11 protein-coding genes are annotated in these 15,338 nt (G+C 37.5%); all 11 read right to left on the bottom strand.

Features of this window, described 5'->3' with window-relative positions; translation table 11 throughout:
- Positions 1-53: 53 nt before the first annotated feature.
- Positions 54-4,361, bottom strand: coding sequence for a PolC-type DNA polymerase III (locus ACFCT9_RS01960; RefSeq protein WP_412521606.1), 4,308 nt, complete (start codon positions 4,359-4,361; stop codon positions 54-56).
- A gap of 260 nt (positions 4,362-4,621) precedes the next feature.
- Positions 4,622-6,322 (bottom strand): proline--tRNA ligase, encoded by a 1,701-nt coding sequence (locus ACFCT9_RS01955; protein WP_412520388.1) that lies wholly within the window; start codon positions 6,320-6,322, stop codon positions 4,622-4,624.
- A 21-nt stretch (positions 6,323-6,343) separates the two neighbouring features.
- Positions 6,344-7,627, bottom strand: a complete 1,284-nt coding sequence (gene rseP, locus ACFCT9_RS01950; RefSeq protein ID WP_412520386.1) for an RIP metalloprotease RseP — start codon at positions 7,625-7,627, stop codon at positions 6,344-6,346.
- 190 nt (positions 7,628-7,817) lie between these two features.
- Positions 7,818-8,600 (bottom strand): phosphatidate cytidylyltransferase, encoded by a 783-nt coding sequence (locus ACFCT9_RS01945; protein ID WP_412520384.1) that lies wholly within the window; start codon positions 8,598-8,600, stop codon positions 7,818-7,820.
- Positions 8,601-8,620: 20 nt separating this feature from the next.
- On the bottom strand, positions 8,621-9,388 hold the full coding sequence (locus ACFCT9_RS01940; RefSeq protein ID WP_412520383.1) for an isoprenyl transferase: 768 nt from the start codon (positions 9,386-9,388) through the stop codon (positions 8,621-8,623).
- A gap of 185 nt (positions 9,389-9,573) precedes the next feature.
- Positions 9,574-10,128, bottom strand: coding sequence for a ribosome recycling factor (gene frr / locus ACFCT9_RS01935; protein ID WP_412520381.1), 555 nt, complete (start codon positions 10,126-10,128; stop codon positions 9,574-9,576).
- Positions 10,129-10,154: 26 nt separating this feature from the next.
- On the bottom strand, positions 10,155-10,877 hold the full coding sequence (gene pyrH / locus ACFCT9_RS01930) for a UMP kinase (RefSeq protein ID WP_002480696.1): 723 nt from the start codon (positions 10,875-10,877) through the stop codon (positions 10,155-10,157).
- A 138-nt stretch (positions 10,878-11,015) separates the two neighbouring features.
- A complete protein-coding gene (tsf, locus tag ACFCT9_RS01925; RefSeq protein WP_412520379.1) occupies positions 11,016-11,897 on the bottom strand; it encodes a translation elongation factor Ts in 882 nt (293 codons plus the stop codon).
- A gap of 237 nt (positions 11,898-12,134) precedes the next feature.
- Complete coding sequence (gene rpsB / locus ACFCT9_RS01920) at positions 12,135-12,917, bottom strand: 30S ribosomal protein S2 (protein WP_412520378.1); 783 nt, start codon at positions 12,915-12,917, stop codon at positions 12,135-12,137.
- Positions 12,918-13,103: 186 nt separating this feature from the next.
- A complete protein-coding gene (gene codY, locus ACFCT9_RS01915; RefSeq protein ID WP_412520377.1) occupies positions 13,104-13,877 on the bottom strand; it encodes a GTP-sensing pleiotropic transcriptional regulator CodY in 774 nt (257 codons plus the stop codon).
- A 33-nt stretch (positions 13,878-13,910) separates the two neighbouring features.
- Positions 13,911-15,317, bottom strand: coding sequence for an ATP-dependent protease ATPase subunit HslU (gene hslU / locus ACFCT9_RS01910; protein ID WP_412520375.1), 1,407 nt, complete (start codon positions 15,315-15,317; stop codon positions 13,911-13,913).
- Between the last annotated feature and the right edge of the window lie 21 nt (positions 15,318-15,338).

Here is a 15,338-nt window from a genome sequence, read left to right as displayed (position 1 = left end):
AACACAGTACATCTTGAAATGCCAATTGAAGCACAGTTGACACTTTTTAAGCATTACATATCAAAAATTGATAATTGTGCTTTATCAGGTAAACCAGGTAACGAACCTAAATCATCTAAATACTCAATGACTTTTTGAGAAAGTCCAGCTTTCTTATTCAAGTCTTCTTTAGATAAGAATGGTCCTTCATTACGCGCTTCTACAATACGTTTCGCAACGTTTTCACCTAAACCTGGCACCGCAATAAACGGCGGAATTAATGTATCGCCTTCGATAATAAATTCAAACGCCTGACTCTTCTCTAAACTAATCGGCTGCATACGGAAACCGCGATGTGCCATCTCATTCATAATTTCAAGTACCGTTAAGACATCTTTCTCTTTCTTACCGAGTTCCATATATTTAGAATACATATCTTTCACGACCGCTTTAATCCCTTCTTTGTCTTTAATCATTGTGATTAAATCAAAGTCTGAGGCACGGACAGTAAAGTAAGAGGCATAATAATATAATGGATAATGAACTTTGAAATACGCAATACGTACTGCCATTAATACATAGGCTGCCGCATGGGCTTTCGGGAACATGTACTTGATTTTCTTACATGAATCTAAATACCAATCTGGTACATCATTTTCTTTCATGATTTCTTCCCATTCTTCTTGCAGCCCTTTACCTTTACGTACAGCCTCCATAATTTTGAAGGCCAGTGAAGGTTCTAATCCGGCATACATCAAATACACCATAATATCATCACGACAACCAATTACGCCTGATAAATCACATGTACCTGAACGTACTAAATCTTGCGCATTGCCTAGCCATACGTCTGTACCGTGTGATAAACCAGAGATTTGCACGAGTTCAGAGAACGTTGTTGGTTTTGTATCTTCCAACATTTGACGAACGAAACCTGTACCGAACTCTGGTACACCGAACGTACCCGTCTTACATAAAATTTCTTCTTCTGTCACACCAAGAGATTCAGGCGTACTGAAAATACGCATTGTTTCTTTATCATCGACTGGTACCGTTTTTGGATCAATACCAGATAAATCTTGAAGCATACGAATCATTGTCGGATCATCATGTCCCAGAATATCGAGCTTCAACACGTTATCATGAATTGAATGGAAGTCAAAGTGTGTCGTCATCCATGCTGAAGATTGATCATCAGCTGGATATTGAATCGGTGTAAAATCATAAATATCCATATCATCAGGCACAACAATGATACCGCCCGGGTGTTGACCTGTCGTACGTTTAACACCCGTACATCCTTTTACTAAACGGTCAATTTCTGCCCCGCGTTTATGAATGCCTTGGTCATTTAAATACCCTTTAACATAACCAAAGGCTGTTTTCTCTGCGACTGTACCAATTGTACCGGCACGGAATACTTTATCTTCACCGAATAACACTTTGGTATAGTTATGGGCTTCTGGTTGATATTCACCACTAAAGTTCAAGTCAATATCTGGTACTTTGTCACCTTTAAATCCTAAGAAGGTTTCGAACGGAATATCTTGGCCTTCTTTAATCATTTCTGCCCCGCATTCACATTTCTTGTCGGGCAAGTCGAAACCTGAGCCGACAGAACCATCATTGAAGAATTCGCTCTTCTTACATTTTGGACAAATATAATGCGGCGGTAATGGATTTACTTCAGTAATTTCAGTCATCGTCGCAACGAAACTAGATCCGACGGAACCACGTGAACCTACTAAATAGCCATCATTTAATGATTTCTTAACTAAACGTTGTGAAATCAAGTAAATAACCGCAAATCCGTTACCGATGATACTTTCTAATTCTTTTTCAAGGCGATCAATGACGATTTGCGGTAAATCATCACCATAAAGTTTACGCGCATTCGCATAACTCATTTCACGAATTTCTTCATTCGCACCATCCATATTCGGTGTATACAGTTTATCTTTGATTGGTACAACACGTTCAATGCGATCAGCTAATGCTTGTGTATTATCCACCACAATTTCTTTGGCTTTCTCTTCACCTAAGAAGTGGAAAGCATCTAACATTTCATCTGTTGTTCTGAAATGTGCTTCAGGCAAAGTAGAACGATTTAACGGATTCCCTGGTTGAGAAGCAATTAAAATTTTACGCGCAATCGCATCATGTTCATTTAAATAATGCACATTACCTGTCGCCACCACTGGTACATTAACCGCTTTACCCGCTTCAATCAAACGCTGATAAATTTCAACCATCGTTTCATTATCACGAATCAATTCACGGTCAATCAAATCTTGGTATAACGCAGGCGGCTGTACTTCGATGTAATCGTAGTACTTCGCAATATGTTCCACTTGAGATTGGTCTTTCTGCATCACCGCTGTGAAGACTTCACCTTCATCACAGGCCGAACCGATTAATAACCCTTCACGATATTCATCTAATAAAGAGCGTGGAATTCTAGGTGTACGGTAGTAATACGTTACTAACGATTCACTGACTATCTTGAATAAATTTTTCAAGCCTGTTTGGTTTTGAACTAAGATTGTCACATGACTCGGACGTGCACGTTTATAAGCATCTTCGTTAGATAATGACTGGTTAATATCTTGATGATTGGTCACACCTAGTTCATCTACTTGTTTCAGCATTTTAATAAAGATATACGCTGTTGCTTCTGTATCGTAAATGGCACGGTGATGTTGTGTCAGTTCAACACCGTATTTCTTCGCTAAGAAATTCAAACCGTGCTTACCGAAGTCAGTATTAATCGTACGAGAAAGTTCTAATGTATCGATAACACCATTAGTATAGTGGCCTAAGCCCGCACGTTCATAGCCTGTATCAATGAAGCCCATATCGAAGGAAGCGTTATGCGCTACGAATATCGCATCTCCGACCCATTCCTTAAATTCCGTTAACACTTCATCAATTTCAGGCGCATCTACTAACATTTCATCTGAAATATGCGTCAAATTCTTAATGGTTTCAGATAAGCGTTCATGCGGATTACTGAAACGTTCAAACTTATCGATGATTTCGCCATCGTGGACTTTCACCGCAGCTAACTCGATAATTTTGTCATATTGGTTAGATAAGCCTGTTGTCTCAACGTCAAAGACTACATAAGTCGCATCTTTTAGAATACGGTCTGTCGGATTATACGCAATCGGTACACCATCATCAACCAGCATACCTTCCATACCGTAAATCATTTTAATGCCATTTTTTTCTGCAGCACTAAAAGCATCTGGATAAGCTTGGACAACGTTATGATCTGTTACCGCAATCGCAGGATGACCCCATTTTGCGGCTTGTGCAACATAGTCACCGATTTGGTTAATCCCATCCATTTGACTCATCGCTGTATGCAGATGCAATTCTACACGTTTGTCTTCTGCTTTATCTTGTTTCGGTGTTTTCTTAATTTCTTCAATATCAGACATCATCATAACTAAATCACGTACAAAGGTATCTTCTTCAATACGGCCTTGTGCACGAACCCACTTGCCGACACTTAATGCTTTGAAGTGATCTAAGTCGTCTTTGTTTTTACGCGTAAACATTTTTAAGACAAGTGAATCTGTATAGTCTGTCACTTTCAATTCTACAATGTGGCGACCACTTTTCAGTTCTTTGATATTCATATCAAAGATAACCCCTTCAATGGCAACTTTGAACTCTTCTTCGATGATAGTCTCAATCGGTCTGACATTATCCACTTGAATCGCCTTACCGATTTGACACTTATCTACAGCACTTTCATTATTATCTTGTTGTTTGGCTTTTTCAGCTTTCATACGTTCTAATTTTTCAGTTGCTTCTCGCGCACTTTGTTGATCTTCTTCTTGAATATGTGCTTCTAAAGAAGCTAAATCATTATCATGTTCCGTTGTATCTGTCTCAAAGACAATTTTATTCACGTCAAAGCCGCATTGTTTGTAGGCTTTAACTAAACTGCCATTGCACGCTTTATGAAAGTAATCCCGTTCAATATCATTTGAAACCATGACTTTTAATACATTGCCAGAATTAATCAAACGTTTTTGTTTCAATTGTCCTTTTACTTTCGGTGACAATCTGGTTTGATCGATACAATGATTGAAATACTTCATCGCAAACTCGTCTTGGTTTGTTGTATCACGAACGACAAAATGCCAATCCACAGTCGCAATCTCTTTAAATTCTTCAATTAAGGCATGGGTAAATAACATGTAGTCTTCATAGGTTAAAAAATGAGGCAGTGTAATTTGAAATAACCATGTACGCTCTTTTTGAGAGACATCTATACGGTTTAATTCACTGTTTTCTATAATATCTGGAGAAAGCTGATTCGCAATTTTTATTTGGTCAGCTAATATTTTAAATTTTTCTTGATTTGTCATTGCCAAGACTATTACCACCTTAGTCATTAATTACATCGTTCATATGGTTTTGGAGCATATCAGAAAGTTTTTAAAGGTGCATGCCCTTTCGTTAAAAAAATGGAACCACGTCTCACAACGCGGTTTTGTTTCATCTCTGTTCTGAAGTTCTAAAATATTATACCAAATTTCCTCAAATACTTAAAATACACAAACTGAAAATCTTGCTATGTAAAAAGTCGAAGCGCTATGACTGCGCTTCGACTCGTTGTTTTAAATGATTAAATTTGTTCGTATAAATCTTTCACGTAGTTTACTAAATCTGCTGCGGCTACTTCTTCACTTTCACCATTGTCGCGACGTTTCACTTCAACAATTCCTTCTGCTGCACGTTTACCGACTACGACACGTATTGGTAAGCCGATTAAGTCAGCATCGTTGAATTTAACACCTGCACGTTCTTTACGATCGTCATATAAGACTTCAAAAGATACTTGAAGTGATTTATATAATTCATCACCAAGTTCTCTTTGATCCTCTTTCTTAGGATTAATCGTAATTAAGTGCACTTCAAATGGTGTCACTGATTTTGGCCAGATAATACCATTTTCATCGTTATTTTGTTCCACAATCGCACTTAATGTTCTAGAGACACCAATGCCATAACACCCCATAATAAGTGGTTGTGCTTTACCTTGGTTATCTAAGAATGTTGCGTTCATAGATTCTGAGTATTTTGTGCCGAGTTTGAATACTTGACCGACTTCAATACCTTCTGCGAATTTCGCTTCACCTGAACCATCGCTTAACGCTTCACCTTCTAAGATGAAACGGAAGTCTCCAAATGCTTCCACATTGAAGTCGCGTTCAATATTCGCATTGATATAGTGATAGCCATCTTCATTAGCGCCTACGACGAGGTTAGGAATTTCTTGTACATAGTTGTCCGCATAGACTTTGATGCCTTTTTCTTGGATAGGTCCGATTGAACCTGGGTTCGCGCCTACTAGATTTACAATTTCATCTTGGCTCGCAAGTTCGATGTTGTCTGTACCGAAGTAAGCTTTTAATTTCACATCATTCACTTCATGATGACCGCGAACGAGCACAATCACAAATTCTCCATCTACTTTGAAAATCATAGATTTTGTAATTTGATCTACTGGACGATTTAAGAAATCAGCCACTTCTTGTGCAGTATACACATTGGGTGTCTCTACTTTTTCTAATTCAAGTAACGCTTCATCATGAGTTGTAGGTTGATAAACTACATCTGCTTTTTCAATGTTCGCCGCATAATCACTGTTTTCACTGTAAACAATCGTATCTTCACCAATTTCGCTGAGTGCCATAAACTCATGCGTATGGCTGCCGCCGATAGCCCCTGAGTCAGCTACCACTGGACGTGCATTGATGCCGGCACGTTTGAAAATACGACCATAAGCATCATACATATCATTATACGTTTCATCTAATGATGCCTCATCCGCATGGAATGAATACGCATCTTTCATAATGAATTCACGACCGCGCAATAAACCGAAACGTGGGCGTTTTTCATCTCTGAATTTAGATTGAATTTGGAATAGTGTTAAAGGTAATTGCTTATAAGATTTCAATTCGTCACGTACTAAAGACGTTACGACTTCTTCATGTGTTGGTCCTAATGCGAATTGACGGCCATTACGGTCAGTCAGACGCATTAATTCACTGCCATAAGCTTCCCAACGTCCTGACTCTTCCCATAATTCTGAAGGTTGTAATGCCGGCATTAAGATTTCTACCGCATCAATTTTCTCCATTTCTTCTCTGATAATTGATGTAATATTATTTAATACACGTGTCGCAAGCGGCAAATAACTGTAAATCCCGCTTGTACTTTGTTTAATCAATCCTGCTTTCAACAGTAATTGATGACTTAAGGCTTCAGCTTCCGCTGGTACCTCTCTTAACGTTGGTATAAATACTTTTGACTGTCTCATAAATCTGAGCTCCTCCATTTCTTATAAGAAATAACGTTGTATGTCATTCCATGTCACTAATATCATAATAATTACTACGAATATCGCACCTGCACCGATAATGTAGGCTTCTGCTTTTTTGTTAACGGGTTTTCTGAAGATGGCTTCATAAATAACGAAGAGAATTCTTCCGCCGTCTAATGCTGGAATTGGTAATAAGTTCATTAAACCTAAGTTCACACTTAACATAGCTGTCCACGCTATCAAGTTAATGATACCAGTTTTTACCACAGTATCAACATTATGGTAAATACCGACCGGTCCATTCAACATGTCGAATGAGAAACCGCCTGTAAAGATACTTGCGATCATCGTTACAATCGCTGTGAAGATAATCGTACCCGCTTTAAAGAATTGTTCAACCCCTGTCGCAAGCGGCGCAACTAAAGAGCTGTGATCTTTATCAGGTTGGAAACCTAGGATATAGCGTGTTTGAGAGGTCATTTTTGTTAACTTCTCGACAACTTTTTTAGGTTTGAATTCCGCTGATTTTTGATGGCCGTCACGTTCGTATTTCATAGTTACCTTTTGGCCTTTATACTCTTCTAATGCTTTAGCGATATCTTTGAAATTGTCGATTTTTTTATCACCGATTTGTTCAATCTTATCTCCTGGTTTCAAACCAATTTCTTGTGCGGGTGTGTGATCCGCAACTTGTTTGACCACATTATTCGGTGTGCCTTGGTAATAGGCTAAACCGATAAAAATAACAATCGCTAATAAGAAGTTGAATAAAGGTCCCGCAAACAATGTTAAGAATTTTTGCCATGGCGTTTTATGTACCAATTGACGATTGCGCGGCGCAATTTGAATCAACGAACCATTTTCTAAGAAATAAGCTTCTTTCGCAATATAGAAACGATGACGTTCATCATCATAAGAGGTAATACCTTCTAAATACATTTCATCTTTGAAGTCGATTTTCTTCACTTCAATGACTTCTGCTTGTTGGAATTTATGTTGGTCATCCAACAAGATATGCGTAATTTCATCTTGATCATTTAATTTAATTTTCACTGACATGCCTGGTTCAACAGGCGGTTCTTCTAATCCGTCTCCTGCCATGCGGACATAACCGCCGACGGGTAATAAACGAATCGTATATAATGTTTCATTCTTTCTGAAACTGAATATCTTCGGTCCCATGCCTATCGCAAATTCAGGACACATAATCCCTGCACGTTTCGCGAAGAACATGTGACCGAACTCATGCACGAAGACTAATACGCCGAATACGATAATAAAAGATAGTATAGTTATTAGCAAAATTGGGCCACTCCTATTTAATTAATTAGTCCATCAAATATGTAAATAGCTTACATGTGACGGTGTTTCATTTCATAAAATCATTTTAATGAAAATCACAAGAACATACAACAAATATCGATGTTACAAAAATGAGGCATGCCTTAAGCAAACGCTGTTTCTTGTTTGCATACCCGCATGCCTCACGTTATTAGTTTTGTAAAAGTAAAATATTTAATAGCGGTAATACGAACATAAAGCTGTCAAAGCGATCAAGGATACCACCATGTCCAGGTAAGATTTTACCTGAGTCTTTCACACCAAAGTGGCGTTTGAATCCTGATTCTACTAAGTCACCCAGTTGTCCGAACATACTTAATACAACTGTAATCACCATCATAATGAAGATGTTGACTGGGAATTCAATAAACAGCTGCATAATTAGCGGTACTAATAAACTGCATAGTACGCCGCCGATAAAGCCTTCAATCGTTTTATTCGGACTGATGACCGGCCACAACTTATGTTTCCCGAGACTGCGTCCAAATAGATATGCGCCTGTGTCTGTAGTCCATACGACTAAGAAGGCATATAAAATGAAGGCCAAACCTGCTTCACGTGTCTCATATAAGTACATAAAGCCGATGCCGACATAAGCTACAGACATTAAGCAGAAGGCTGCGTCAATGAAGCTGAAGCGGTTCTTAGACATGACCGTATAGCTTAATACCACGAAACTCATAATCACAAGACCCTTTAACTGTATTGCCGGCACAAGAGAACCTAAATCTTGCGGCAACATAATAATAACGAGCCCTAGTGCACTGATAATCCCGGGTATAGAAATAAAACGGATTTTATTCATATTTAATAATTCTTTTAATGCGATAAACGCCAGTAAAAATGAAAAGTACATCAGTACTTGTCCACCGATAATGAGTATCGGTAAAAAGATGATTAAGGCAATAATAGCCGTGACCGTTCTAACTCTCATATTTAATTCCTACCTTAAAATTATAATAGCCCGCCGAAACGACGTTGTCTTTTTTGATATATCTTAATACAATCGTACAATTCTTGTTCATCAAAATCAGGCCACAATTTCTGGTTGAATATAAATTCACTATATGAAATCTGCCAAATTAAGAAATTGCTGATACGTTGTTCCCCAGATGTGCGAATCAATAATTCAGGATCAGGATACTGACTTGTCATTAAATACTGATTCATCATACTTTCAGTGATATCCTCGCTATTATATCCTTGTTTCTGCATATCATCAAACATTCGACGAACACTGTCTACGATTTCTGCTCTTCCACCGTAATTAATCGCAAAAATCAATTTCAATCCTTGATTATGTGCTGTCTTTTCTTTCGCGTGGTTAATCGCTTTTAAAGTCGATGCCGGTAAATCTTCAGTGAATCCGATGGTTTCAACTTTGACATCTTTCTCAATTAATTCGGGTAAAAAAGTCTTCAGGAAGTTCACCGGTAAATTCATAATATAATTTACCTCTTGTTCAGGACGGGACCAATTTTCAGTTGAAAAGGCGTATAATGTTAAATATTTTACGCCAACATCATTTGCTGCTCTTGTGATTTTCTTAATGGTTTGCATTCCTTCATAATGCCCTTTAATTCTTGGCATCTTACGTTTCTTCGCCCAACGGCCATTACCATCCATGATAATCGCTATATGTTCGGGTATGTTATGTAAATCTAATTCTGAATGATTCTTTTCGGTTTCAGAACGATTTTTATTTCTTAGCTTTTTAAACATGGTCTATCCTCCGAGCTCAATCTATCTCTGTTACATTATAATAGATTATTCATGCAATTATCTATCATTTTATCACACTCGTTAAAGTCAATGAATAGAACAATTAAAAAACTGTACCAAAGTCTGAGTTGGTACAGTTTTAATCTGTGATTTAAACATCAATGGAATTAAATCAATTTAGATGATTAGACAGCCATAATGTCTTTTTCTTTTTCATCTAATACTTTTTCAATTTCTTTAATAGATTCATCAGTGATTTTTTGAACTTGTTCTGTTGAAGAACGTAATTCATCTTCTGAGATTTCCCCATTTTTCTCTTCTTTTTTCAATTCATCGTTGCTGTCACGACGAATGTTACGAACAGATACTTTCGCATTTTCAGCCATTTTCTTAACGTCTTTAACTAATTCTTTACGACGTTCTTCAGTTAAAGCTGGAACTGTAATACGAATGACTTCACCGTCACTTGTAGGGTTAACACCTAAGTTAGCAGCGTTGATTGCACGTTCAATTTCAGAAAGTGATGATTTGTCGTATGGTGATACAACTAATAAACGTGGTTCAGGTACGTTGATACTTGCTAATTGTTGTACAGGTGTTGGTGCACCATAGTAATCAACATTAACACTTGCTAAAAGGTTTGAGTTTGCACGACCTGCGTTAACTGTCGCAAATTCACGTGATAAACTCTCGATAGATTTCTTCATTCTTGATTTCGTTTCGCTTAAAATGTCACTCATCTTTCTTACACCTCAAATTTATATAATTATTTAGTTATAGTTGTTCCGATTTCTTCTCCTAATACTGCACGCTTAATATTACCCTCTTCTGAAATAGAGAACACATTCAACGGAATGTTGTTGTCCATACAGAATGAAGCGGCAGTTGAGTCCATGACTTGAAGACCCTCTTGCAACATTTGAATGTATGTCAAATGCTCATATTTAACTGCGTCTTTATCAACTTTAGGATCCGCTGAATAAACACCGTCAACATTATTTTTACCCATTAAAATTACATCAGCTTCTACTTCAGCTGCGCGTAATGCAGCTGTTGTATCTGTTGAGAAGTAAGGGTTGCCAATACCTGCAGCAAAAATTACAACACGTTTTTTCTCTAGGTGTCTGATTGCACGACGTCTGATATAAGGTTCAGCGACCTGTTTCATTTCGATTGATGTTAAAACACGTGTATCACAGTCAAGTTGTTCTAAACTGTCTTGGAGTGCTAATGCATTCATCACTGTCGCTAACATACCCATGTAGTCAGCAGTTCCGCGATCCATACCTAAATCACTGCCAGTTTTTCCTCTCCAGATGTTGCCGCCACCAACGATAACTGCAATTTCACAGTCTAATTCTACGACTTCAGCAATTTGTTTTGCAACACTTTTAATGATAATCGGATTAATTCCGAATCCTTTTTCTCCTGCTAGTGCTTCTCCGCTCAATTTCAAGACAACGCGATTGTATTTAGAAGTTTCAGCCATTTTCTTATCCTCTCTATAGTAAAAATATGTATGTGATACAAGTAAAGAAGACACATGGAGGTACGTCCGATACAAATGTGTGCATTTATATAGATATACAAGGGTGTCTTCTTTCTTGTTCAACATTTTAATAGATTATTATTTCATTTGTCCTTTAACTTCATCAGCAAAGTTTTCGTCACGTTTTTCTAAACCTTCGCCCACTTCATAGCGTACGAAGTCAGTTAATTTACCGCCTTTTGATTTAAGGAATTCTTCAACTGTAACGTCTGGGTTTTTAACGAAGTCTTGGTCAACTGCGCAAATTTCTTGTAAGTATTTGCGTAAACGGCCTTCAACCATTTTTTCAACGATTTTTTCTGGTTTACCTTCATTTAATGCTTGTTGTTTTAAAACTTCTTTTTCGTGTGCAAGTTCTTCTTGGCTTACTTGGTCAGAAGAAACATATTTAGGATTGATAGCAGCAATATGCATTGCAACATCTTTAGCAGCTTCTTCGTCAGTTGTACCTTCAACTACTGTTAATACACTGATACGGCCGCCCATATGTTCGTATGCACCGAATGCATCGTTGTCGCCTTTAGTTCTGATTGCGAAACGACGTAAGCTTAATTTTTCACCGATTGTTGAGATTGCTTTGTTGATACGTTCGCTAACAGTGTCGCCTGTTGATAATTTAGTTTCTAACAATGCATCAACTGATTCTGGTTTAGTTTCAAGAATTTGGTTTGCGATTTCTTTAACTAACTCTTGGAAGCCTTCGTTACGTGCTACGAAGTCAGTTTCAGAGTTGATTTCAACGATTACAGCATCGTTGCCTTTAACTCCAACATAAGTCATACCTTCAGCAGCAATACGATCTGCTTTTTTAGCAGCTTTCGCAATACCTTTTTCACGTAGGTAGTCGATTGCTTTTTCGATGTCGCCATCAGTTTCTACTAATGCTTTTTTACAATCCATCATACCTGCGCCAGTTCTTTCGCGCAATTCTTTAACTAATTTAGCTGTAATTTGTGCCATTCAATTTTCCTCCATTTATATAACATAATATAATCAGTCAAATATAGTATATCAGTTCTCTCTCTAATTATAACTCTATTTGTCTTGCGTTAAACGCATAAACTCTGATTATTCTTTAATTTTTAAACGCTTGTTGCTTACACAATGCATACGCAACAAAAGCTTTACTTTTTATTAATATTATTTTTAAAAAAAGGTGATAAGCCTTTATATCTTATCACCCATTTTGAATTATTCTTAGTTTGATTCAACAGAAGTTTCTTCAGTTTCTTTTGCTTCGCTGTTATCTTCTTCTTTTAAGTCGATGTTTTGCTCAGCAGCTACTTCTTCGTTAGAAACACCTTGTTGTCCTTCTAAGATAGCGTCAGCCATTTTGCCTGTTAATAATTTAACGGCACGGATAGCATCATCGTTCGCTGGAATTACGTAATCAATTTCATCTGGATCGCAGTTTGTATCAACGATACCTACGATTGGGATGTGTAATTTACGTGCTTCAGCAATCGCGTTACGCTCTTTACGAGGGTCAACTACGAATAATGCTTGAGGCATTGATTTCATATCACGAATACCACCTAAGAATTTGATTAAGCGGTCGTATTCTTTTTTGATTTCAACAACTTCTTTTTTAGGTAATACTTCGAATAAACCGTCTTCTTCCATTTTTTCAATTTCAGAAATACGTTTTACACGTTTAGAGATTGTTTTATAGTTAGTCAAGATTCCGCCTAACCATCTTTGGTTAACGTAGAATTGACCAGCGCGCTCAGCTTCATTTTTGATTGATTCTTGCGCTTGTTTTTTAGTACCTACGAATAAGACTTTACCGCCATCTTCTGATACTTGTTTAAGGAAGTTGTAAGCTTCGTCAACTTTTTTCACTGTTTTTTGTAAGTCGATGATATAGATACCATTTCTTTCAGTGAAAATGTATTTTTTCATTTTTGGGTTCCAACGGCGTGTTTGGTGACCGAAGTGAACACCTGCTTCTAGCAATTGTTTCATTGAAATTACTGCCATGATTAAAATCCTCCAATTTGGTTATTTTCCTCCATAAATAGCTCATGTAATAACGACGCAATAACATCGCACCAATTACATTTCAGCTCTTTATGTGTGTTATCGGCTTTATAGCCGTCATTAAATATAACATACTGCCGTCAATAAAGCAATATTTAAAATTTAAGTTGTCAGCGTTCTTTCGACTTATTTAGTCTTTTCTAATTCATCTAAGAATTGTTCTTTTTTCACTTTGATGAAAGTACCCTTCATACCTAGTGAACGAGATTCGATTACGCCTGCACTTTCAAGTTTACGTAAAGCATTTACGATAACTGAACGTGTGATACCGACACGGTCCGCAACTTTAGATGCGATTAATAAGCCTTCTTTACCGCCTAACTCTTCAAAGATGTGCTCGATTGCTTCTCTTTCAGAGTATGATAATGAATTGATCGCCATGTTGATTGCTGCTTTATCACGTGCTTCTTGTTCTACTTCACTGTGCTTTTCACGTAAAATTTCCATACCTAATACCGTTGCTGCATATTCTCCTAGTACTAAGTCATTATCCGTAAAGTCATCCGATACACGGCCAAGTACTAAAGTACCTAAACGTTCTCCGCCACCTAATACTGGGAAGATTGTTGTTTTACTATCAATGAACGCATCTCTGTTTTCTGGAGGAAATACTGATAAATCGTTATCGATATCGATATTTGATTCTGTTTGTTTAACGTCCATTAATTTTTCAGTATATTCACTTGGAATATGGCGGTCTTCTAACATTTGATTGATTCGACTGTTTTTCAACAATTCATTCAAGCTTGCTCCTAGGATTTTACCTCTGCGTGATACGATAAATACGTTAGTTACAGTTACCTCACTAATTTTACGCGCAACGTCTTTAAAATCTACAGCAATTCCTTTATGTTTTTGCAACAGTGTATTCAATTCTCTTGTTTTTGAAAGTAAACTCATTTTTCTTCTCCTTTTGTATTTATAATTATAAGTTTATAAGATAAATGCACTTAAATCTTTATTCGTAGAGATAGATTTCAATTTATCATCAACATATTGTGCTGTTATCTCTACCACCGCATTCGGCATTCCAGGTGCTTCGTATGAAAGATCTTCCAGCATTTTTTCTAAAATCGTATGAAGTCGACGGGCACCGATATTATCAGTGTCTTGGTTCACTTGGAAAGCAATTTCAGCTAAACGTGTAATTGCTTCGTCAGTAAAGTTAACCGTTACTTCTTCCGTTTGCAACAATGCTTCGTATTGTTTAATCAGTGAAAGTTTTGGTTCTTTAAGGATATTCACGAAATCTTCAACTGATAAACTTTCAAGTTCAACACGAATTGGGAAACGACCTTGTAATTCTGGGATTAAATCACTTGGTTTAGACACATGGAAAGCACCTGCTCCGATAAAGAGCATGTGTTCAGTGTTAACACTGCCATATTTCGTTTGAACGACACTGCCTTCGACAATCGGTAAAATGTCACGTTGTACGCCTTGGCGTGACACGTCTTGACCGCCTGCTTGATTATTGTTGGCTACTTTATCAATTTCATCGATAAAGATAATACCCATTTGCTCTGCTAACTCTAATGCTTCTTGGTTCGCTGTTTCATGATCAATCAATTCATCTGCATAGCCATCAGCTAGAATTTTACGTGCTGTTTTCACTGGCACTTCACGTTCTACTTTCTTCTTAGGCATTAATTGATTCATCATGTCTTGTACTTGTTGGTTTTGATTGGTACCCAACATTCCCATTGCGCCTGGGTCTTGGTCGACTTTGATGCGCACTTTTTCTTCTTCTAATTCACCGTTTAACAATTGGCGGCGAATTTCAGAACGTTTTGTTTTCACATCTTCTGTCGGCGGCTCTTCGTCTTCATCATCTTGATTGCCAAAGTTCGGCATCATTCCGCCGAATAATGATTCAAAAGGATTGCCTGTATTTTGATTCGCTTTTTTCTTCATACTCGGTACGAGCAATTTAACTAATTTTTCATTCGCTTTTTTAACCGCTTCGTCTTTAACTTGTTCTTTTCTACCTTCTTTAACAAGTCTGACTGCTACATCAACCAAGTCACGTACCATGCTTTCGACATCACGTCCGACATAGCCTACCTCTGTGAACTTAGTTGCCTCAACTTTAATAAATGGTGCACCGACGATTTTAGCCATTCTTCTTGCAATTTCAGTTTTACCCACACCAGTTGGACCAATCATCAAAATGTTTTTCGGAACGATTTCTTGTTTTAATTCTTCGTCCAACTGACTTCGGCGGTATCTGTTTCTCAAAGCAATGGCTACTTTCTTTTTAGCGTCATCTTGACCGACAATGTATTCATTTAAACGGGATACAATGTCTTTAGGGGTAAGTTTGATTGCGCTAGCATCCATTCGTTGATCAACCTCCAATAT

The organism is Staphylococcus simulans, from assembly GCF_047037175.1.
GTDB classification, from domain to species: domain Bacteria; phylum Bacillota; class Bacilli; order Staphylococcales; family Staphylococcaceae; genus Staphylococcus; species Staphylococcus simulans_C.
This window is presented reverse-complemented; position numbering and strand designations above follow the sequence as displayed.

Excerpts from the sequence above, each read along its gene's own strand:
- ACFCT9_RS01940 (WP_412520383.1), bottom strand. The coding sequence starts at position 9,388 with ATGTTTAAAAAGCTAAGAAATAAAAATCGTTCTGAAACCGAAAAGAAT.
- ACFCT9_RS01960 (WP_412521606.1), bottom strand. The coding sequence starts at position 4,361 with ATGACAAATCAAGAAAAATTTAAAATATTAGCTGACCAAATAAAAATT.
- tsf (WP_412520379.1), bottom strand. The coding sequence starts at position 11,897 with ATGGCACAAATTACAGCTAAATTAGTTAAAGAATTGCGCGAAAGAACT.
- pyrH (WP_002480696.1), bottom strand. The coding sequence starts at position 10,877 with ATGGCTGAAACTTCTAAATACAATCGCGTTGTCTTGAAATTGAGCGGA.
- codY (WP_412520377.1), bottom strand. The coding sequence starts at position 13,877 with ATGAGTTTACTTTCAAAAACAAGAGAATTGAATACACTGTTGCAAAAA.
- frr (WP_412520381.1), bottom strand. The coding sequence starts at position 10,128 with ATGAGTGACATTTTAAGCGAAACGAAATCAAGAATGAAGAAATCTATC.
- ACFCT9_RS01955 (WP_412520388.1), bottom strand. The coding sequence starts at position 6,322 with ATGAGACAGTCAAAAGTATTTATACCAACGTTAAGAGAGGTACCAGCG.
- hslU (WP_412520375.1), bottom strand. The coding sequence starts at position 15,317 with ATGGATGCTAGCGCAATCAAACTTACCCCTAAAGACATTGTATCCCGT.
- ACFCT9_RS01945 (WP_412520384.1), bottom strand. The coding sequence starts at position 8,600 with ATGAGAGTTAGAACGGTCACGGCTATTATTGCCTTAATCATCTTTTTA.
- rpsB (WP_412520378.1), bottom strand. The coding sequence starts at position 12,917 with ATGGCAGTAATTTCAATGAAACAATTGCTAGAAGCAGGTGTTCACTTC.